Below are 20746 nucleotides of genomic sequence, written 5' to 3'. Positions count from 1 at the left end.
AAGGCGTTACTTAGGGTTAATAACTTATACATATTTTGCTACCCCTTTCTAATGTAACTTTTTCATATACCAATATAGTACTCTATAATAAATCCATTATTTCATAATGAACCGCATTCTGTCAATGATTGCTCTAATTGCCCGGAGGAATAGTCAGCTGCTTTTTTTATTGAACAGAGGAAAGTACTAAAGTTATTGAACTTTATATTTGAATAAACCAACTGCTAAATGAGAAAGAAAAGAACCACTTATAAACCCGAGGCGTTTATAAGGGTTCTATTTTATTATAAACTATGTTCTATTTCTTCTTATGTAATAATTTTAACCTTAATGAACACGGCAATTTTCCTGCAATATTTCATAACAAATTATATATAACTGTATTGAAGTGTATACAAAATGTTTACTTAACTATACATGTTGCACTCAATAATCGTTCTCATTTTGGTTTTTCTTCTGATTATTTCCGATAATCAAAGCAATACATTCGACTAATAGAATAATGAATGTAGTAAGTAGTCCTATTGATGTACTATCTTCGCGTCATCTCCTCATTCTTTTTTCTTCTCTTTCCTGTAAGGTACACAAAACATCCTGCGGAGAACATACTAATCGTTGCAAAGAATCCTGTTTGGTTATGATCACTAGTTGATACGCTGCTTGTATCTTTTATTATCTCTTCTGATTTCTCTGTATCGGTCATGTAACTTCTTGTGAAGATGCCAGTATAATTGCCCTGGAATGTAATCGTGATCGTGACCTCATTATCTTTTTGTTGCTTGTCTATGCGATAATCTTTTCCTTTTATCAATTCTCTATCTCCATCTTTGAGAATTAGATGCGCTACATCCTCATCTGATTGGATATCAGGAACGATATCACCATCTATATGTTTTGGTGCTATCATAAAAGTCGTTATATATTCTAATTCAGTATAATCCCCTGTTCCTTCTACGCTTCCTTTTATATACCATGTACCTGCATTTACTGGTACATTAGATGTAAATTTTCCTATCTTGGAATCACTGTATGTGTAAGTCACATTGCCATATTTCGATGTAGCAGTTGGCATATTTGCTTTCTCTCCATATGTCCAGCCTATTAGCGCTGGTTGATTTATCCACCCATTATCTGCTTTTTGAATCTGGAACATCACAATTTCTTCCAAGCCTGTATAATTATCTGTATCTGCAACTGTTGCCTTGACATACCATGTGCCTGCATTCTGAGGAATTTTATCAGTATAGATGCCTGTCTTTGTATCACTGTATATGTAAGTCACATTGCCATATTTCGATGTAGCAGTTGGCATATTTGCTTTCTCTCCATATGTCCAGCCTATTAGCGCTGGTTGGCTTGTCCACCCATTATCTGCTTTTTGAATCTGGAACATCACAATTTCTTCCAAGCCTGTATAATTATCTGTATCTGCAACTGTTGCCTTGACATACCATGTGCCTGCATTCTGAGGAATTTTATCAGTATAGATGCCTGTCTTTGTATCACTGTATATGTAAGTCACATTGCCATATTTCGATGTAGCAGTTGGCATATTTGCTTTCTCTCCATATATCCAGCCTATTAACTCTGGTTGGCTTGTCCACTCATTATCTGCTTTTTGAATCTGGAACATTACAATTTCTTCCAAGCCTGTATAATTATCTGTACCTGCAACTGTTGCCTTGACATACCATGTGCCTGCATCTGTTGGTACATTGCTAGTGTATATACCCGTGCGTGAGTTGCTATAGCTATAGCTCACATTACCAAAAAGGGAGCTTGCGGTCGGATCGTTTGTTGATTGACCATATGTCCATTTTTCAATTGTTGGTTTTGCAATCCAATTATTTACTGCCCCTGTAATGGTGAATTCCACTTTTTCAGAATCTGCCATAAGCCAAAAATCATCACTTGCGACATGTGCCTGTACTCTATATACACCAACATGAATTGGTATATCACTAAAGTCTATCCATTTACTATCATTCCATTGCTCATACGTAAAAGTCACTTCCTTTTGACTACCATGCTTACTTATCATAGGATCATCTACTTGCTTACCATCATAAATTTTACTAATATCATTTTCGATAGAAATAACACTCTTCTCTTTTTGAATATCCAGGGCTAGCGCAACAGTTAAAAACTCTGTTCCATTTCCTGAGGTACCCATTTGATACATATAAGTTACATCTTGATCAGGTTTCATAATCGTTACGATTCCTGTTGTTGTGTTTAGGTCACCATTTGAAGTTATTGATACTTTTTGCAAATCTAGATCAGGGAATAAATCTTTGATATTGAAGGTATTACCTGTCACAGATATATTCATCTTTGTGGTATTTTTTGAAATTGTCTTTAAATTGATGTTATCCCCGATATTCAACCAAACTAATTGCGTATTTTGACATTCCAATAAATTCAGATTTTTATTTTGACTAACATCTAATGAACAGATACTTGTATTATCACATGATAACTTTTCCAAAGCGTCTGCACCTGTAATGATAAGTGATGTTAGATTTTTATTATCCCCACATACAAGTTGTTTTAAAACTTTATTTAAATGAATATCTAGTTTTGATATCTTCGTATTCGAAGCAAATAAGAATTTTAACGCTGTGTTTTTACTAACATCTAAATCTGTAAGATTGGTTGAACTTGTATACAAATGTGTTAATTTTTTATTATTCGAAACGTTTAATTTATTGATATTTGTATCATTACAACGTAATACTTCTAATGCATCTGCACCATCTACATTCAATGTGTTCAAATCAGTATTTTCATAACAATTTAACTCTTCAAGATTTTTAAGATTGCTTACATCTAACGTCTGAATAGCATCGTTAAAACAACTTAATTTTTCTAATCGCTGTGCACCATTCACAAGGAGGATTGACATTTGTTTATTATTATAACAATTTAAATCTTTTAGAAGTTCATTATGGCTGACATCTAAACTTTTCAATCCTGAATCCGTACAAATCAAAGATTGTAAAGCATCTGCACCTTGTACCGTAAGAGATTCCATTTCTGTGTTCCAATTACATGATAATTGTGTTAATTTTTTATTTTTACTTACATCCAAAGAAGTGAGTAAGGTATTACTACAATCCAATTTTTGTAAAGCCAAATTTTTACTTACATCCAGTACCGTTATTTTCGTGTTATTACAGTATAAAAAACGTAAATTAGGAAAATATTCAATTCCTTTTAGACTTTCAATATCACTTTTACTCAATACATTTACAGTATAGATATTATCTAGTTCCTTTATTGATAAAACATTATCTTTTAATGTATCAAATGTTTCCTTCACATATTTTCTGAAAATATCGTCTGGAAAATTTGCTTTATCAATAGCAACCTCTCCTGCTTTTGGTATGCGTGGTATCGTTAAGGTATAATCAAAATAGAACTCTTTAGCATTTTCTAACATCACTCCAATCCTTATATTTATGTCTCCTGTGGAATCCTGTGTTGCATCTGTTTTAGAAACCAAACTCATTTTTATACTGCTAAGTTTTGCAGTGCCTATAAATTCTGCTCTTAAAAAATCATGTAATTCTCTCTCTGTTGTTTTATTGCTTATTGGATAGCTATCCAGTGCTTCCTGTATCGCTTGTTGTGCTTCTCCATCATCAGTAAAAACTTCATTTGACCTTAAATCAACGACAGCTATATCTGTTACTGATTGTAAATTGTTGGTATTCGTATTCTGTAGGTTCTCATTCACTGGAACGTTCTGCTTTGATATGGTAGTTTCATTCTGTGATTTTGTATCCTTTTGAATGTCCTGCTGCTTGTTTTCCTGCATGATTATTGCTGAGTCTTCTTCCTGGGCATATACTGCCACAGGGGACATCATGACGCTTACTCCCAATGCTGTTGCCATTGCTGCTGCGACGCTCTGTTTCTTCTTATTATTCATAACAGCTTCCTCCTTTTCCTTTCAAAACTAATTCAATATAGAAATTCAATTCTCTTTGCTGGAATGCTTTTTTATAACGTTAAGAGCAACCCCTCTTTTTACTTTTCGATTTCTCCTTAGGTATGAAATTGTAGTAATCATGAAATGATTACTACATTAGACTGCGCACTATGCTATCACTACCGCAGATAATCATTTCCATATATTCCACAAGTACTATCTTCCCTTCATCTCCTCATTCTTTTTTCTTCTCTTTCCTGTAAGGTACACAAAATAGCCTACGGAGAATATACTGATTGCTGCAAAGAATCCTGTTTGGTTATGATCACCAGTTGATACGCTGTTTGTATCTTTTATTATCTCTTCTGATTTCTCTGTATCGATAATGTAACTTCTTGTGACAATGCCAGTATAATTGCTCTGGAATGTAATCGTTATTGTGACTTCATTACCTTTTTGTTGCTTGTCTATACGATAATCTATTCCTTTTACCAATTCTCTATCTCCATCTTTGAGAATTAGATGCGCAACATCTTCGTCTGATTGGATATCAGGAATAATATCATCATTTATATGTTTTGGTGCTACCATAAAAGTCGTTATATATTCTAATCCAGTATAATTCCCTGTTCCTTCTACGCTTGCTTTTATATACCATGTTCCTGCGTTCTGAGGAACTTTATCGCTATAGATACCCGCCATTGTATCACTATATGAGTAAGTTACATTGCCATATTTCGATGTAGCAGTTGGCATATTTGCTTTCTCTCCATATGTCCAACCGATTAGCTCTGGTTGGTTTATCCACTCATTATCTGCTTTTTGAATCTGGAACATCACAATTTCTTCCAAGCCTGTATAATTATCTGTACCTGTGACTGTTGCCTTGACGTACCATGTGCCTGCATCTGCTGGTACATTTGATGTAAATGTTCCTGTCTTGGAATCACTGTAAGTAAATATTGGATTGCCAAATTGCGCAGTCGCTGTTGGAAGATGAGATTTTTCGTTATATGTCCAATCTGCAATCACAAGCACATTCTTCCAACTATTTGTTGCTTTTGTAATAGCAAATTCTACTGTATTTGAAGCACCATAGAAGTATTCATCCTCTTCTACAGTTATCCTTACTCTATAGTTCCCAACATCACAAGGTGGCCCGTTTACATCCTTCCAGTATGAGCCGTCAAGCATTTCCCAGCGAATCTTATACGCTTGGTTATCGCCTTTTACGACAATATCACTTTTATCCAATTCCACAGGTATTCCATCATACGGTTTATTTAGATCATTCTTTATTGTGATACCATTATCCAATTTTTGAATATTGGGAATCAATGAAACGGAAAGTTGGATCTTCCTTCCGTTATACATCCCACAGTAGTATGTATAACGTATTGGCTCACCATTTTTATATCCACTAAATTCCTCGCCGTTTTGTGTAGCACCACTCAAAAGATTCAAATTAGCGACATTTATATTTGGAAATATATCCGTGATTTTGAAAGAACTACCTGATATATCAAAAGCAACCTGCTTGTTATTGCCATAATATAGGTAATTTATATCTACTTCTTGTGGCAAGTTTAAATAAGCTAGAGGACAATCGCCAATACTTAAACTATTCAAATTTTTATTATTTATCAAATCCAATCCTCTTAACGCAGTATCATCACCAGTAAAACTTTTTAAGTTTGACATGCCGCTGACATCTATATCACTTAAACTAGTATTACCAGATACGACGATATTTTCTAAAGCTGTATTATTTCCAGTTTGTATATCTGCAAGTACAGGCGAATACTTCGTCCATAATTCTTTTAACAAAGATGCATTGCTAATGTTTAGGGAAGCTAAGTTAGGGCATCTCATTGCTTTTAAATCTGTTAGTTTACTATGATCACTGACATCTAATTCATTGATTCCAGTTTCAGTAATATTCAATTTTTCTAACAAGCCACTCTTATTTGTCTTTAAGGTAGTCAACTGCGGATTAGAAAAGCAATCCAGTATTCTGAGTTTTGAATTGTTGCTAACATCTAAGCTGTTAAGCTTAGTCATATAGCAGGCAAGCCAATCAAGGTTTGTGTTATTTTTTACATTTAATTCAATGATTCCGGTAGAATAACATTGTAATTCCACTAAAGATTCAGCCCCATCGATATTCATAGATGTAAGCTTTAAATTATCAGTGCAATATAAAGTTTCCAATTTCTTGTTTTTGCTGACATCAAAAGTTTCTATATCAGTATTACCGCAATTTAAAAACACTAAATTTCTAAGATACTGTATTCCTGCTATATTTTTTATATTTTTATTTCCATATAAATACACTCTTTTCGCATTATCCAATTCAACTACAGATAACACATCATTAGAATTACTATCAAATGTCTTTTTTATATAGGATCTGAATTCAGCATCTGGAAAATTTTTGTCATTGATAGCAACTTCTCCTGCCTTTGGTAGGCGTGGTATCGTAATATTCATGTAATAATAGTACATTGATGAAGGCTGGAACCGTAACACAAAAACTATCTCTAGGGTTATATTGCCTACAGTATCCACTGTAGCTTTTGTTTTATCGAAGGAACCTAAACTGCAATCCGCTAATTTCTCTGTATTTATAAATGTTTTCTCTAGAAAGTCGTCTATTTCATCTGCTGTTGTTTCATTGCTCACAGGATAGTTGCCCAGTACTGCCTGTATCGCTCTTATTGCTTCAGCCGGATCAGTAATCTCTTCATTTGACCTTAAATCAGCAACAGGTATATCTGTTTCTGGCTGTTTATTTGTCTCCTGTAGAATGTCTTGCTGCTTGTTTTCCTGCATGATTATTGCTGAGTCTTCTTCCTTGGCATATACTGCCACAGGGGACATCATGACGCTTACTCCCAATGCTGTTGCCATTGCTGCTGCGACGGTCTGTTTCTTCTTGTTATTCATAGCATCTTCCTCCTTTTCATTTCACAACTTGTACAATATAGAAATTCTATTCTCTTTTCTGGAATGCTTTTTTATATTATTAAGAACTACTTCCTATTTTTGCTATATCTTTATGTATAAAATTATGAATATCTGATACATTTTGCTATTATATCGTTTCGATACGCTTTAGTGCCTGGATGACTTTTTCATGTGAAATAGGTTTCATGTCGAAATAGAACACGCACAGACGATATGCCTGTATGCTGAAATCCAAGTCAGAAAACCATATCATCCTGCCTGATGCTATCCTCAATCCTGTAATGATATCCAGTCCACTCACCCCATCCTGCGCCACGATGATAGCATCTGCTGTTTTCTCCTTGATCTGCCTACTCAGCCCCTGCCAGTCTCCACAGTGTCGTATTTGGCAGGGGATATTCTTGTCTCTGTAGTAGTCATTAACAGATTCCTCTATCAGACTGCACTCCTTGCTATCACCACCACAAATGATCATTTCCATACATTCCACACTCCTTTCGTGCTTGGTATTTCCTACTTTCACTATAGCAAAAAGAGTCGGAAATTCAACAGGTTGGCCGCAAACTGCAATTTTTGGCTGAAATTCGCATTGTTTTGACCTTCTTTTTCATGTAAAATTAAGTTGACAAAATTATTTTATTCGTTAAAGGAGTGAGGATGGAACATGAAAATAGCAATTATTGATGACCTTGTAGAATGCAGAAATGCCATCCAATCATGTCTCTATCGTTTCTTTTCCAAACATTATGTTGAGGAATTCATTCATATCGAGGAGTTCATCAGCGGTGAAGATTTTCTATCGATTTTTAGAAAAGACAGCTATGATACTATCTTTATCGATCAGTATATGGATGGTCTCTCTGGTATAGATACCGCAAAAAAGATAAGAATGAACGATACCTTTGTCCCTCTGATCTTCATCACTACCAGCAGAGACCATGCAATTGATAGCTATCAGGTGCGGGCAAACGGTTACCTTGTAAAACCTTTTTCCTATGAGGGTTTTGAACAGACTCTACTTCTGCTTAACATGGCACGATTGCGTAATGCCCGATATATCTGTATACAAGATGAAAAAATACTTCTGCGTGAGATTCTATGGTGTGATGTAAGTGGTCATTATACACAGATTCATACCCTACAATATGGCGTCCTGCGCTACCGCATCCCCTTTACCACTGTGGCGGATATGCTGATGGCTTATCCACAGTTTCTGTCCTGCTATAAGGGATGCATCGTCAACCTTGATTGTGTTGAACAAATGGTAGATCTAGCATTCCTGTTGAAAACAGGAGAAAGGGTTCTCTTTTCCAAGCGGGACAGGAATAACATAGAGAAAGAATATCATAGATATCTGTTTCATAAAGCAAGAGAGGAGGAAACACTATGATAGATTCATTAATGGTGATCCTATTTCCATATCTTGACTTCATCCCATTTGCGATACCACGTTATCTAATGTTCAAGGATAAACTGCGTATTCCGTTTCGTTATGTCATGATTCTGATCACGGCTGTAGCAACACTCAACAGTTTGACTTTCTACCTTATCAATACAGGTGGATATGAGATGGCTATGCAATGGACGACCACCATGCGCTATTGTTTCATGCTTGTGAATCTGACACTGTCCTTTGTTCTGATAAGAGAGAGTTTCCCAAAGCTGATGTTCACCTATTTGCTTCTGTTCTCGTGGTCATTCTTTGTTTATGGGAATGCAAACTACATCGAAAGCAAGTTCTTCTGGGATTTTTCAGACCAGCACCCCTATTTGATATATAACATTGTTCGCATCGTTGTCTATCTGGTGACCTGCCCGTTTATGTTCCGTTTCTTCAAGCATACGATTGCGGATGCCATGAAGATACAGGACGATGCAATGTGGCGACACCTCTGGAAGATACCATTATTTTCTGCATTGTTTGGGATGCTGTACTGCTTCAATGATGATATCTATGCTTATGCGACATGGCAATTCATAGTATCCCGCTACCTCATGCTGTTAGGTACTTGTTATGTATCCTATGTAGCATTGAAAGTATTAGAAATTTCCATGAAGAAAACACAGCTGGAAGAGTCTTTGAAATATGCTGATCAAAGTATTCAGACACAGAAAAAACAATACGATATACTTGCCAAACATATGGATGATATGCGCAAAGCCAAACATGATTTACATCATCATCTAATGCTTGTTAATTCCTATATAGAAAAAGATGATAAGGAGGGATTGAAGAATTACATTGATTTATATAGAAGCGAATTACCTCCCGACGTTTTAGAACTCTACAGCCGTAATGATGTCGTAAATGCAATTGTTTGTTATTATGCAAGTAGAGCAAGAGATTATCATATCCGCTTTGATGCAAATATTGCTTATCCTGATGACTGCAGCATTTCAGAAACAGACATCACCGTGTTACTTGGTAATATGCTGGAAAATGCTGTAGAAGCCTGTCAAAGAAGTAAAAGTAATGACACATTTATAAAATTATGGATAAAGCAGCACGGAACCTCTGAGTTGCTGATTCTCACCGACAATACCTGTGATGCTCCTATACCCTTTCAAGATGGTGTACCCACTTCTTCAAAACGTGAGGGCATGGGAATCGGGACAGCTTCTATGCAAGACATAGCAAAGCGTTATCATGGTTCTGTACGCTTTGAAACAAGTGATGGTATTTTTTATACTTCCGTAATCATGTGTTTTACATCTGGTGAACAATAATATAACTAATAGAAAGCAGACATATGTCCCAATATCATTAAGTTATTAATGATAAACAATCAGCTAATTATTCTTAATTAAAAATGAATAATTAGCCACTTTTTTACCTTTTTTATGAAAAACACTTAAATATAACTCACTCTAGGATACTCCTATTCAAAAGGAATTATATCATATGTTATCTTTTTCATTGTCACCATGATATATAAACAGATGTGATATTCAGTGCATCGGAGAACTTACATAAAATTCCTACTGAAACTTTCCGTTCCCCTTCTTTAATCATTGATCATCCATTTCTCTCCTGCTCAACATAGCGTGAAAGAGAAATAATATTTGCACCATTAATTAGTATCGTGTAAAAAAATAAATCTAGTCCCTGCTTAGGTTTACATATATGCTTTTCCGTTTATTATCGATAAAATAGAATGTTTTCTTCTTATATAATTCAATTCAGCAAAAAACATCAACCCATTTTCTTAGATTGATGCCATTTGACTTTATATCAAAATGTTTTTTACTCAAATATCAAGTATTTTTTATTCTAAATGTTTAAAGCTTCAGCAATATCAAAGATCTTCAACATTGTTATATTCCTTTTGCCGTTCTCTATATCGCTAATATAGTTTTGATTAACACCACATAATTTAGCTAAATCTTCTTGTTTCAATTTCTTGCTTTTTCTTATGATCCTTATCGATTTCCCCATCCTTTTCAAAAAAATTTCATATTTCACATCAGCACCTCGTTTTATCACTAATATAATGCCACAGATTTCAAGTATTATCAGTTAGTTATTAAAAGCTATAGTGTGTTTGCAATAATTAGAATTATATATTAATTACAAAATCGGAAGGAATATCCTATAAATTGTAAGAAATCATTAAATAAAAAAAGTCTATTCATTAATACAGATGATAGGATAAAGTCTATTTAAATGTTCAAAGGATAATATAAATCATTTTATAAACTTAATTAGTCAATATTATTTTTAAATAGCAATTTTCAGTATCCATTTTCATAATATGTTCAAAATTGAACACCAAATCAACATAGAAATCAAAAATATTTTTCTTAAATCTTTTCACAAAAAAAAGTCATATTTTTATTTATAAATCATCTATTCTGTTTATCAATTAGTTATGAATTTTTGTACTATATCAACATATTATCAAATGCATTTTTTTACGCTAAAAGTTACGCCAAACCTTGCGTAAAAATTCTAGATTTGTTACCTAAGTGTGTCCACCCCATCGCTCATTTCCACTTACACAGACCTACGCACAACGTTCTTTTGTATATTCAGTATTACGTAAAACTGGAATCTATCTTTTAATGTTGTCGTTTTTTTCGTATTGTATAGGATAAATATTTTCTTTATGTAATTGCCCTATTTTATCACATATTATGTCATACAAATTATCATTGACATAAGCAATTCTTTCTATATCAACATTATTTTCCGATATTTTTCCACTATTAAATTTCTGAGCATAAATCCCACATTCTTTTATATAAGACATTATTAAGGTTATTTCTTCTTTTTCAACCGCTGAAAATATTGATTGTTCAGTTAATCTTTCACTAATAAAATCGCAAAAATAAGAATAATCATCATCCCAATTTATATTTCCATTATCTTGTGCCTCAATACGGATTTTTTCTATTTCTCTTAATAATTCGCCTTGCAAGTTATTCGCTTGACCCTCTTTGGGAACATAATTTTTCCATATATACTTACATTCATTAAAATATTTTTGTTTATAATCTTTAGATATAATTTCCTCTATTGTCAAACCACTGTTTTTCTTCCTCAATTTATTAAATATTCTCATAGCTAAATCTCCTTTACAAATTCTAATTTATCTATGTCATTTTTTCTTGACACTCGCTACATTCTCCATCTTGTATAGAAATGATTCTACCGCACTTAGAGCAAGTGTACTTGATTTTTTGTTGTTTCATAAATTGATCTAAGCCATACTTTTTGACAAAAGCACTGTTCTCCATAAGGCTTGTCTGATATCTCTTATTATAACTTTTTTCAAGATTTATTGACAAATATCTTCTTTATTCTTTCACAACTCGAGGAAAATATTTGTTTCTATTGAAATTGACTAATTCATATTCTATTCCTTCTGAATCCTTAAAAAATAAAGCATAATAATCATCACAATATTCAGGATAATATTGTGGTTTATGAACAATAACAGACGGAATATCTCTAATTTTAAGATAAAGTGAATCAATTTCTTCTAGACTATCAACATGAAATGCAAGATGATGTAATGCACCTGCTTTTCTTCTATTGACTTTTTCATTCTTATTCTGCTTTCTTGAATTAACAAGCCCAATAGACAAACAATTGTGATGATACTCAACAATTTCATATTGATGTTCTGGCACTGAATCATGTTCTTTGAGTGAAAGATCAAATCCAAGCAATGGCAATAGTTTATCATAAAAGGCTTCTGCTCTCTCAAGATTTTCAACTGTGATATGGATATGATCAATATATGGTAGCATTTTAATTCCTCCTTCTTGTAAAAATTCTCATTTTCATTATTATCTGTATAAACACTATAAACTGGAAGTTCACGCACCATAGATTATGCTCATATATTGAATAAACCAATTACTTTATTCCAAACAGTACTCTAACATAAGGAATCCTTTTTATTATCTCATATAAAAATATTGTCCCAATAAAACTTGTAACTATTATAATGCCTATTTGTAAAGGTAGATCATTAACATATTGTAAAGTATAATATGCCACTGCTACTAATATGGATTAATGTAATATATATTGGAAATGATGCTTTATTAAAATAATGCAATAATTTCGTCCTCTTATTTAGATATTTCATTGCAAATGAAATCAATGCACAACTGCCTATCCATGCAACAAAATTAACCAATACATCTCCATAATATGCATATTGGTAATATGTAATAAAAAGCAAAAATAAACTACTACAAAACATAATTATTAATACACTTCGATACTTCTCAAGCAATCTTAATACACACTCATTACTTAAAATGTAGTATCCCAATAAATATAACACAAGATTCTTTCCTAAACTAAATCCTCCAAAATTTCCTATATAATATCCTCCCCATACAAGAATGAACATCGTAATAACAATATATATTAATATTAGAAATCTTATTTTTGACTTTATCGTATGGTATAACCTTTGCACTCAAAATCCCAATAAATGAAAATAAAAAAAGAAATAGAATAAACCACAACTGTTCAGGTGTAAATGCACCATCATAACCTGACATATCTGTAAAACGTGTAAAGAAATAAATAATATTATCAAATATAGTTCCTTTATAACCATAGAAGTATTTTCTTGCAAAAAATGTTTGAAAAGGTACGAGTAATATAACCCCACTTACCAATGGAACGAACAACTTTTTCACTCTTTCAACTATAAATTGCTTTGTCGTTCTATTTTCTAAGGAATATCTGGCACACATACCTACAATAACAAAAAATATTGGCATAAACCATGGATTAATTAAGATAATTAAACTACTTAACACTCTATTATCTCCACCCCAAACATAGAACTTCTGCCCATAATCGTTCCATACCATCAATGTATGAACTGGAAATAATAGTACTATAGATATAATTCTTAAATAATCTAAATAATATTTTCTCTTTTTCTCCATACTCACCTCATATATAAATAATCTTTAGGACAAATTATAATTTATATGTATATTCATTTTAACATAACCATATACAAAATACTATTTTAACCAAAAGGAATAAGATAATTTCAAAAAAGATAGCAACTAAGGCTATCTCAATTCATCACTTATGAGTATAGTATATTCTCAAAAAAATTGTGTACAAATAGATTTAATCTGTAATTTGTATATTTAAGACATCAAATATATGTTTCCCTAAAAAAGATATAACATGATCTATTCGAGATATATTAATCTTTGTGATATTATCATTACCGCTTTTGATTTCATAACGAATAGCATCTTTTATTAAAAACCAAAGAATATGCTTTATTATCCATATCTAGATTATCACTTTTCACTAAAATTAGAATTTGTATCAATTCCTTTATTTAAAAAAACAATTCTTTTTTGAATACATTCACGCACACAATCAGATTTTTCTTCTACATCAAATCCATGAATTGTTCCCTTTGTATTCACAATTTCCACAGAAACATCTGATAACTTTAAGTGATTAGCAAGATTTATTCCTTCATCTCTTAGACAATCAAATTCTGCTGTTTCAATATAACATTCAGGAAATCCATAAAAATTATCTGCTTCTATAGGCGATACTAAAATATTGTGACGATCTTTCTTTTTAGTATATAAATCCCACATTTTGGCATTCAGCTTTGCATTCCAAATAGGAGTATCAGTGAACTCTTTCATGGAATTTGTTATCATTCTTGTATCAACAACTGGATATATTAAAAGTAATTTATCTGGAATTCTATTGTTTTTCTCTATAGCTTTTCTCGTTACTCCAAGTGCTAAATTTCCTCCAGCACTATCACCACCTACATAAATCCTTTGTTTTGTAAATTTACTAACAGCCCAAAGATATGATTCATAGCAATCCTGCATTGGAATTGGAAATTTATATTTTGGTGCCAGTCTATAGTCTACAAACAACACTGCCATATTTCCTTTATATGCATATTCCCTTACAAGATTTTTGTGTGTTTGAGATGCTTTTAATACAAAACCCCCTCCATGAAAATACACTAAACACGGAATGTCCTTTTTTACTTTTGGTTTTATAAGCTGTGCTGTACAGGATTTGAACTTAATCTCTTCAACTTCAAGTTCATTTTCAAATGGAGAATTCTGTTTTTGAACAATTGGCATCATAAAATTGACAATTTTTAATATGATTGGGTTTAAAGGGACAATATCTTTTGAATGTCTTTTAAATTCTGGTAAAATATTATATTTCATTTATTGTTCACCCCGGCTCATTTTATTAATATAATTATTTATTTTATCAATCTTTTCTGTATATCAAATTTATCATTTTGCCATACAGTATACAATTTTTCCTTCCATGGTTCTTTCCATTCATAATGATTACTTATATAACTATATTGTGATTCCTTTTTTAAAACAGAACGTTTCTCCTATGAATTTTCATCATTTAGAAAAAGTAAAATTCAATAAATTAAAGTGTATTCTCATTGTTTTTTCTTCTAATATTAATTGAAGATCCTATAGCATAAACCATTAGACAACCGATAATCAGCATTATTGCTGAATACAGCCATCTAACCTTAAAAAGAATCTCCAATGCAAGAAGCAAAAGTGCTATTCCTATTAAAAGGAAAACTATCGCTGATTGCCTATAATGAGATTTCTTATTCATTGTTTCACGCTCTTTTTTAGAAGCATAAAGGTATGCATTATTAAATAAAAATCCCTTTTCTTTAAATTGAAAAAAGCTAATTATAAAAGCAATCAAAGATACGATAAGCAAAAAAGTAAAAATAATGACATCTCCTATATCCATAAAATCACCCTCTTACAAATCTTGTCGTTATAATACTTCTCTATTCATTATCCAGTATAGGCACTATCTTCAGTGTTAGAAAAATCCTGCTTATCTAACCATTCTTTTTCCTCTATACTTTCAGGAATATCAATTCTTTCTATTTTAAATATAACAGGTCTCGTCCCATCATTACAGCAAGCAATCATCATCCTATCATCATTTGTCCAATTATGCATAATTGCTCCACCCTGTAGCGCTGTATAAACATATCTGCTAATTGCATCCCATGCTTCACCACAAAACTTTCCATCCATTAAATGATAAAAATCATCTCTTTCTGGAGTCCTTTTCAAGGTAAAAGTATCTCCTACTTTAAAGCAAGGGCAAGGTCCAGATTTGGGATTAGCAAGATATTTTTGTTGATAATCTGAAAAAACTTTGGTTTCCAATACTGTTGTTTTGCACTCATGTTTCATACTACTCCCCTTTTCTATTTTTATAATTTAGTTATCTTTTTAATACAAATTTCTGGACAGGACTTCCAAATTCTTCTGTCAACTGGCCTTCTTGAAAACCTAAACTCTTATAAAAAGCTCTTGCTGCTATTCCCTCAGGAACTTCTTTACGATATGTAGTAACCACGACATCTTTTTTATCATCCATAAATGTAAGCATATAAGATATCATATTGTCTGCAATATGCTGTCTACGATAATTTTCATCAACAGCCAAAAAAACAGAGTTCATTATTATCGATTGAGAATAATAAAACACCAATAATTTTATCATCATGTTTAGTACAAATTGCAGATTTCTGACTCATAAACTCTAAAACAGTATTCTTATGATTATCCAAAGCTTCCTTTGTTTCTAGTCCTGGAAAGTAGTCTTTCACTTTATATACAAGATTCATCCAATTATCAATATCACATTCTAAACCCATCTCAATTTTCATTGACATAATAGACTCCTTATAAATTTTCACTTTTTACATAACTGATTATTCTTTTTTTATAAATAATTCATATAATAGAATTCATTATTTAGATAAAATCATATAGCCTTAATAATTCATAAAACCAATGCCTATTAATTATTTTTCTATTGAAACAAACGTTGGGAAAATATCAGGACTATTCACACGATGCATAGTTTGTATATCGACATCAAAACATTTTCCATCATATTCATAGTGTAATTTTCCATCTTGTAAATAAAAGCGATGCTCTGATTGAAATGCTACTGGCTTATAACGTCCATCTTGAATTGGCTGATCACGATACAAAACTTGATCTTCTAAAAATTTTAAAACGTTATTTTCAAGGTGAATATCATAAATGCCACTAATCACTGCTTCAGCAGCTACATCTTTTCCAGAAGCAGAAATCATCCTAAAACAACCTGTCATTGCATTTGTACTTTTACGCTTAGCCATCTCAAAACGAAACAATGATACAGCACTAAAATCTTTTTGCAATTTCTCACGTTGACGATCAGTACCCATAATCCATATCTTCTCATTAGAAACAATAAACATATCTAATTGAAATCCACTTTGATAGTACTTAAAATTTGAGAAAGAAATTTGATCAGAGTATACTCCCTCCAATTTATCATTTTCTAATTTATATACTAATTCCTTTGTAAATAAAGTCTTTCCATTTACATTTTCTTCAATAAAATCAATGATTTCTTTCACCATTAAGTCCTCCTGTTTGGCTTTCTTTTAATACTCAACAATCTCATAAAATCATTAAATAAAGAAACATCTACTGGCTCAAACATCATCCATTTACCATCGTGATAAGTTTTAGATTCATCATAAATATTTTGAACTTCGCTAGTGTAATTTTCTCTATCTTTTTCAAATTTTAAACGTTCATCTTTACCCAAGATAACCATAAAACCAATGCAATTCTCTCTGGCATATAAAGCACATAAAGTTTTACCACCACGTCGATATTTATATTCATATACCCATGCCTTACCACCTTTATTCCATAGACAATCCATATCATATTTCTCATCAATTAAATCACATAATTTATTCCATACTTCATATAATGATTCCCCAACTAAAATTGTCATTTGTTCTGTATTTGGTATTTTATCTAGCATAATTTTCTCCTTTATCAACTCTTTTAACTGCTATTTTTATAAATTTTTTAGCTGTATATAAAATAATAAGCAAATCTATAATTATATTCCTTGTTTTAAATAAATATCTCTTTATTTCCTATCATATACCTAAAAAATAAAAGAAATAAAACTTAATACATCAAGTTACTTATCATCTACTTTATAATCCATTATTATACTGCTTTTAGTATTATTACTTGTCTTTCTTTAAAAAGAATATATCATACACATAAAATAGAAAACCTTATGGCAATCCATATTGCCATATTATCACACCTCTATAAATTCTAACTTTGCTAAATCTATTATATCATGTTTGAAATAATTAAATATAAATAAATTGATTATGCTTGAATTTAAATATCTTAAAGTACAATATAAATCAAAATCAATTTCATTATAATAAAATTGTCACATAAAACAAATATCCTACCTACGCTTTTGAAAATTGCATAGCGATTTTATTATGGGGACAAATTAAGCCAATAGATACTTCTATTTCTATGAATCAACCTACATCAGAAATTATCACCTCAGAATTTATCAATGAAATCGATGAGATTCTTTTTAGTGTTTTCAATTACTATATGTTAAATATTGATTTTTCTGATTTCTTATACAATTTTGCCTTACATATTAATGATTTAATTAAACGCGCGAGTCATTGTCAAATTGCTCATAATGATATCTTTGATAATATAAAGAAGAACTGTCCTTTTATTTATGATGTGGCTGTACAGATTGCAAAAAAAAATACATGATAAATATAACATTCTTATCGAAGATCAAGAAATTGGTTACATAAGTATTCATATTGGATTTTTAATTGAAAATTATAATGCTTCAACTGAAAAAATAAAAATACTTTTAATTTGTGATGACTATTATCATATAATGGATAAGATAAAAAATAACATTATAAAAAATCATGCACATCTTATTGAGATTGATTCTATAACTGATAATCCATTTCATTATGAATTTAATGATAAGATTGATTTAATCATTACTACGAAAGAACTTTCATTTATAGATAAAAAAATAATCCATATATCACCTTTTTATACACAGGAAGATTATTTGAAGATTGATACTGCTATTAATCAATATATTATTGAACGAGAAAAACAAGCACAAAATAGTATGTTACGTTCCTATTTTCATGAAAATCTATTTTTTGATATGAATACTTATTTATCAAAAGAAGAAGCCATACGTTTTATGGGTCAAAAAATTATAGATTTTGGTTTAGCTAAGGAAGGATTTGTAGAATCTGTTTTTAAAAGAGAAGAAATGTCTTCTACTTGTTTCTTTGATACTTTTGCTATTCCTCATCCATTAGAGTTAATCGCTAAACAGACTATGTTTTGTGTATTAGTAAATAAAAAAGGCGTGCAGCGGGATTACAAAAAAATTCATATTGTGTTAATGATTGCTGTTCAGCAAAAAGACCGTAAAAAATTCATGAAAATTTATGAAAGTATTATAAGAGCTTTAGGAGATAAAGAGAAAATACAAAATTTAATAAAATCTCATTCATTAAATGAATTTATTAAATATCTAGAAAACTAATAATATAATTATGTAACTTTATCCATTCTATCATTGGACATATAAAACAAGTGAGGAAGACCTTTGACTTATATTAGGCATTCCTCACTTTTTATCAATTATATCGTTGTCTTTTTTCAAAATATAAATACTACATCTAAAGTTTTTGATAATGCAATGAGAGTGTCTTGTGTTGTTTGTTCCAATTCCCAATTTGAAATAAGTTACCTTATTACACCAATTTTTTTATCTCACTACTTTTACCAAAACCCCTTGGAAATATGTCAATGTTTCTTTAATATTGTCATACTCTAGATTTATCTATTAATGAGTAACTACTGTGAAGTTAACACTTCCTTTTGCTTTTTCTCCTGTTACTGTAACTACATACGTTCCACTCTCTTCAATTTCAATATCAAATTTATCAGTTAAACAGATATCGTTCTCCTCATAAATAGGTGTCTCATTATCTTTCTGAACCTTAATTGATAAGCTACTGCTCTCAACAATAATTTCTGCATGAATAGTTTCTCCTTCTTCAACGATTAAGTGTTGAGAGTCGGCAGTATTAAACATCTTAAAGTTCATCACAAATTCATTATCACTTCCTATTCGGCTACCTTCAAAATATACTCCACAAGCTGTTAATAACAAAGTTAATATTAACAAACACAAGATACTCAAATATTTTTTCATAATCTTCTCTCTTTCAAATTCTCATTCTTTCTACTTTTTATGACTTCTACAAACTGGAACTTGTCAATTTTTTCTTTTTCGGTTTTGGTTCTGGTAATTCCTCATACATAGCATTAAATAAACCTGCCAGAAATTCTTTATTATCAACTTCATCTACCAACAACATTTCTTTTGCTCCCTTATAAGGCAACTCATACAGAACTGTTGGCATATAACTAATCGCTGATTTTACTGGTTTGACAAGCAATCTATCATCATAGATACCACCAACAATTTTACTGCGATAATAGATAATAAACTCTCCCATCATAGCACGATATGTAATTTCTTCTAATTCAGATAGTTGCCCTAAAATAAAATCCAAATAATCTTTACTTGACGCCATAATTCTACCTCAATTCTCATTTATTAACTCCATTATGACATATCTAAAATACATTTATACCCTGTATATAAGTAAAAATAGATAATGTCTACACTGTATAGATTTTATAAATAATTACTTTTAATCATAAAGAAACTTTGCTCAACATAATAAATTTACTTCAAATCACATAAAAATCCTGTTGATTTTGTTTCTTGATACTCATCTAAAAACGGATTAATACCCCACTTTGCAGCAAGTTCATCAACAATCTCTTCATCAGGATATAATATATTTTGATCATACTCTTCTAAATTAAATGATGATAAAGTGAGGCCTATTTCTTGTTCTTCTTTTGTTAATGCACCTTCGTTCCATATAATTTCACCTTGATCACCAATATAATAAAAACTGCGTACTAATTTCCCATCTACGAACTTTACCCAACATGATAAATCAACAACTCTATGTGTTGAAAAGAACTGAATTTCTTCAAATTTCATTGCTATTTCCTGTAATAATTCTTTATTTTCTAAGGGTGAATCAAAATTAAGTACTAAGATATATCCATCAAAACATGGCGTTACAAATACTTTCTTCATATCTTGCATATAAGAAAATGCACTATTCCAGTTACACTTTTCGATATTAGTGCAATCGAGTTTATCAAGAACTATTTTTGGATCGGTTTCTTTCAAAACCAACCAAGACATTTTCATTCCAAACGGAATTGGTGTATCTGGTTCTTGAGATATGACATTGTTTTTCTTTGTTTCTTTTTCTTCTTTCAAAAAATTAAATAAACCCATAATGTTTGTCTCCTACCTCTAATTGATTGATTAAATTA

22 protein-coding genes are annotated in these 20746 nt (G+C 31.3%); 4 read left to right on the top strand and 18 right to left on the bottom strand.

Going from position 1 to position 20746, the window contains the following annotated elements:
• Window positions 1-532: 532 nt before the first annotated feature.
• The 3 genes from BN1865_RS03925 to BN1865_RS03915 form a co-directional block, all read right to left on the bottom strand.
• Window positions 533-3739 carry a leucine-rich repeat domain-containing protein gene (locus BN1865_RS03925; protein WP_157844076.1) on the bottom strand — a complete coding sequence of 1069 codons (3207 nt, stop codon included), beginning with the start codon at window positions 3737-3739 and terminating at the stop codon, window positions 533-535.
• A gap of 411 nt (window positions 3740-4150) precedes the next feature.
• Window positions 4151-6880 carry a leucine-rich repeat domain-containing protein gene (locus BN1865_RS03920; protein WP_050635961.1) on the bottom strand — a complete coding sequence of 910 codons (2730 nt, stop codon included), beginning with the start codon at window positions 6878-6880 and terminating at the stop codon, window positions 4151-4153.
• A gap of 148 nt (window positions 6881-7028) precedes the next feature.
• Complete coding sequence (locus tag BN1865_RS03915) at window positions 7029-7382, bottom strand: hypothetical protein (RefSeq protein WP_050635960.1); 354 nt, start codon at window positions 7380-7382, stop codon at window positions 7029-7031.
• Between the two features lie 183 nt (window positions 7383-7565).
• On the opposite strand from BN1865_RS03915, the gene BN1865_RS03910 reads away from it, so the two are divergent.
• Both BN1865_RS03910 and BN1865_RS03905 read left to right on the top strand, forming a co-directional pair.
• Entirely contained in the window at window positions 7566-8291 is a 726-nt protein-coding gene (locus tag BN1865_RS03910) for a LytR/AlgR family response regulator transcription factor (RefSeq protein WP_050635959.1), read from the top strand.
• Entirely contained in the window at window positions 8288-9628 is a 1341-nt protein-coding gene (locus tag BN1865_RS03905; protein WP_050635958.1) for a sensor histidine kinase, read from the top strand. Before BN1865_RS03910 ends, BN1865_RS03905 begins: the two co-directional genes overlap by 4 nt.
• 544 nt (window positions 9629-10172) lie before the next feature.
• On the opposite strand, the gene BN1865_RS03900 is transcribed toward BN1865_RS03905, so the two are convergent.
• The 12 genes from BN1865_RS03900 to BN1865_RS03850 all read right to left on the bottom strand — a co-directional run bounded on the left by BN1865_RS03900 (window position 10173) and on the right by BN1865_RS03850 (window position 17267).
• Window positions 10173-10364, bottom strand: a complete 192-nt coding sequence (locus BN1865_RS03900; RefSeq protein ID WP_050635957.1) for a helix-turn-helix domain-containing protein — start codon at window positions 10362-10364, stop codon at window positions 10173-10175.
• Between the two features lie 589 nt (window positions 10365-10953).
• A complete protein-coding gene (locus tag BN1865_RS03895; RefSeq protein ID WP_050635956.1) occupies window positions 10954-11463 on the bottom strand; it encodes a hypothetical protein in 510 nt (169 codons plus the stop codon).
• A 235-nt stretch (window positions 11464-11698) separates the two neighbouring features.
• A complete protein-coding gene (locus BN1865_RS03890; RefSeq protein WP_050635955.1) occupies window positions 11699-12154 on the bottom strand; it encodes a VOC family protein in 456 nt (151 codons plus the stop codon).
• 224 nt (window positions 12155-12378) lie between these two features.
• A complete protein-coding gene (locus BN1865_RS18280) occupies window positions 12379-12699 on the bottom strand; it encodes a hypothetical protein (protein ID WP_157844075.1) in 321 nt (106 codons plus the stop codon).
• 16 nt (window positions 12700-12715) lie between these two features.
• A complete protein-coding gene (locus tag BN1865_RS03885; RefSeq protein ID WP_050635954.1) occupies window positions 12716-13318 on the bottom strand; it encodes an acyltransferase family protein in 603 nt (200 codons plus the stop codon).
• A 372-nt stretch (window positions 13319-13690) separates the two neighbouring features.
• Window positions 13691-14602 (bottom strand): alpha/beta hydrolase, encoded by a 912-nt coding sequence (locus BN1865_RS03880; RefSeq protein WP_050635953.1) that lies wholly within the window; start codon window positions 14600-14602, stop codon window positions 13691-13693.
• Between the two features lie 220 nt (window positions 14603-14822).
• Window positions 14823-15167, bottom strand: coding sequence for a DUF3784 domain-containing protein (locus BN1865_RS03875; RefSeq protein ID WP_050635952.1), 345 nt, complete (start codon window positions 15165-15167; stop codon window positions 14823-14825).
• 47 nt (window positions 15168-15214) lie between these two features.
• A complete protein-coding gene (locus BN1865_RS03870) occupies window positions 15215-15625 on the bottom strand; it encodes a TIGR04076 family protein (RefSeq protein ID WP_050635951.1) in 411 nt (136 codons plus the stop codon).
• Between the two features lie 31 nt (window positions 15626-15656).
• Complete coding sequence (locus BN1865_RS03865; protein WP_050635950.1) at window positions 15657-15896, bottom strand: GNAT family N-acetyltransferase; 240 nt, start codon at window positions 15894-15896, stop codon at window positions 15657-15659.
• The gene (locus tag BN1865_RS03860; protein WP_050635949.1) at window positions 15871-16110 is read right to left on the bottom strand and encodes a hypothetical protein; all 240 of its coding nucleotides are present in this window, start codon (window positions 16108-16110) and stop codon (window positions 15871-15873) included. Before BN1865_RS03860 ends, BN1865_RS03865 begins: the two co-directional genes overlap by 26 nt.
• A 132-nt stretch (window positions 16111-16242) precedes the next feature.
• Window positions 16243-16851, bottom strand: a complete 609-nt coding sequence (locus BN1865_RS03855; RefSeq protein ID WP_232780316.1) for a hypothetical protein — start codon at window positions 16849-16851, stop codon at window positions 16243-16245.
• Window positions 16851-17267 carry a DUF3788 domain-containing protein gene (locus BN1865_RS03850; protein ID WP_050635948.1) on the bottom strand — a complete coding sequence of 139 codons (417 nt, stop codon included), beginning with the start codon at window positions 17265-17267 and terminating at the stop codon, window positions 16851-16853. The genes BN1865_RS03855 and BN1865_RS03850 overlap by 1 nt, the downstream gene beginning before the upstream one ends.
• Before the next feature lie 524 nt (window positions 17268-17791).
• Between BN1865_RS03850 and BN1865_RS03845 the strand changes: the two genes are divergently transcribed.
• On the top strand, window positions 17792-18049 hold the full coding sequence (locus tag BN1865_RS03845) for a PRD domain-containing protein (RefSeq protein ID WP_050635947.1): 258 nt from the start codon (window positions 17792-17794) through the stop codon (window positions 18047-18049).
• On the top strand, window positions 18030-18860 hold the full coding sequence (locus BN1865_RS03840) for a PTS sugar transporter subunit IIA (RefSeq protein WP_050635946.1): 831 nt from the start codon (window positions 18030-18032) through the stop codon (window positions 18858-18860). The genes BN1865_RS03845 and BN1865_RS03840 overlap by 20 nt, the downstream gene beginning before the upstream one ends.
• Window positions 18861-19163: 303 nt before the next feature.
• Here the strand turns inward: BN1865_RS03840 and BN1865_RS03835 are convergent, their stop codons facing one another.
• The 3 genes from BN1865_RS03835 to BN1865_RS03825 all read right to left on the bottom strand — a co-directional run bounded on the left by BN1865_RS03835 (window position 19164) and on the right by BN1865_RS03825 (window position 20708).
• Window positions 19164-19535, bottom strand: coding sequence for a hypothetical protein (locus tag BN1865_RS03835; protein ID WP_050635945.1), 372 nt, complete (start codon window positions 19533-19535; stop codon window positions 19164-19166).
• A gap of 46 nt (window positions 19536-19581) precedes the next feature.
• Entirely contained in the window at window positions 19582-19920 is a 339-nt protein-coding gene (locus BN1865_RS03830; protein WP_050635944.1) for a TfoX/Sxy family protein, read from the bottom strand.
• 155 nt (window positions 19921-20075) lie between these two features.
• On the bottom strand, window positions 20076-20708 hold the full coding sequence (locus BN1865_RS03825; protein WP_050635943.1) for a hypothetical protein: 633 nt from the start codon (window positions 20706-20708) through the stop codon (window positions 20076-20078).
• Window positions 20709-20746 lie beyond the last annotated feature (38 nt).

Source organism: Candidatus Stoquefichus sp. SB1, from assembly GCF_001244545.1.
In the GTDB taxonomy this organism is placed as follows: domain Bacteria; phylum Bacillota_I; class Bacilli_A; order Erysipelotrichales; family Coprobacillaceae; genus Stoquefichus.
This window is presented reverse-complemented; position numbering and strand designations above follow the sequence as displayed.

Bases quoted from the DNA above. Each gene is read 5' to 3' on its own strand.
- BN1865_RS03920 (WP_050635961.1), bottom strand. From the start codon at position 6,880: ATGAATAACAAGAAGAAACAGACCGTCGCAGCAGCAATGGCAACAGCA.
- BN1865_RS03915 (WP_050635960.1), bottom strand. From the start codon at position 7,382: ATGGAAATGATCATTTGTGGTGGTGATAGCAAGGAGTGCAGTCTGATA.
- BN1865_RS03910 (WP_050635959.1), top strand. From the start codon at position 7,566: ATGAAAATAGCAATTATTGATGACCTTGTAGAATGCAGAAATGCCATC.
- BN1865_RS03905 (WP_050635958.1), top strand. From the start codon at position 8,288: ATGATAGATTCATTAATGGTGATCCTATTTCCATATCTTGACTTCATC.
- BN1865_RS03895 (WP_050635956.1), bottom strand. From the start codon at position 11,463: ATGAGAATATTTAATAAATTGAGGAAGAAAAACAGTGGTTTGACAATA.
- BN1865_RS03890 (WP_050635955.1), bottom strand. From the start codon at position 12,154: ATGCTACCATATATTGATCATATCCATATCACAGTTGAAAATCTTGAG.
- BN1865_RS03885 (WP_050635954.1), bottom strand. From the start codon at position 13,318: ATGGAGAAAAAGAGAAAATATTATTTAGATTATTTAAGAATTATATCT.
- BN1865_RS03880 (WP_050635953.1), bottom strand. From the start codon at position 14,602: ATGAAATATAATATTTTACCAGAATTTAAAAGACATTCAAAAGATATT.
- BN1865_RS03875 (WP_050635952.1), bottom strand. From the start codon at position 15,167: ATGGATATAGGAGATGTCATTATTTTTACTTTTTTGCTTATCGTATCT.
- BN1865_RS03870 (WP_050635951.1), bottom strand. From the start codon at position 15,625: ATGAAACATGAGTGCAAAACAACAGTATTGGAAACCAAAGTTTTTTCA.
- BN1865_RS03865 (WP_050635950.1), bottom strand. From the start codon at position 15,896: ATGAACTCTGTTTTTTTGGCTGTTGATGAAAATTATCGTAGACAGCAT.
- BN1865_RS03860 (WP_050635949.1), bottom strand. From the start codon at position 16,110: ATGTCAATGAAAATTGAGATGGGTTTAGAATGTGATATTGATAATTGG.
- BN1865_RS03855 (WP_232780316.1), bottom strand. From the start codon at position 16,851: ATGGTGAAAGAAATCATTGATTTTATTGAAGAAAATGTAAATGGAAAG.
- BN1865_RS03850 (WP_050635948.1), bottom strand. From the start codon at position 17,267: ATGCTAGATAAAATACCAAATACAGAACAAATGACAATTTTAGTTGGG.
- BN1865_RS03845 (WP_050635947.1), top strand. From the start codon at position 17,792: ATGAATCAACCTACATCAGAAATTATCACCTCAGAATTTATCAATGAA.
- BN1865_RS03835 (WP_050635945.1), bottom strand. From the start codon at position 19,535: ATGAAAAAATATTTGAGTATCTTGTGTTTGTTAATATTAACTTTGTTA.
- BN1865_RS03830 (WP_050635944.1), bottom strand. From the start codon at position 19,920: ATGGCGTCAAGTAAAGATTATTTGGATTTTATTTTAGGGCAACTATCT.
- BN1865_RS03825 (WP_050635943.1), bottom strand. From the start codon at position 20,708: ATGGGTTTATTTAATTTTTTGAAAGAAGAAAAAGAAACAAAGAAAAAC.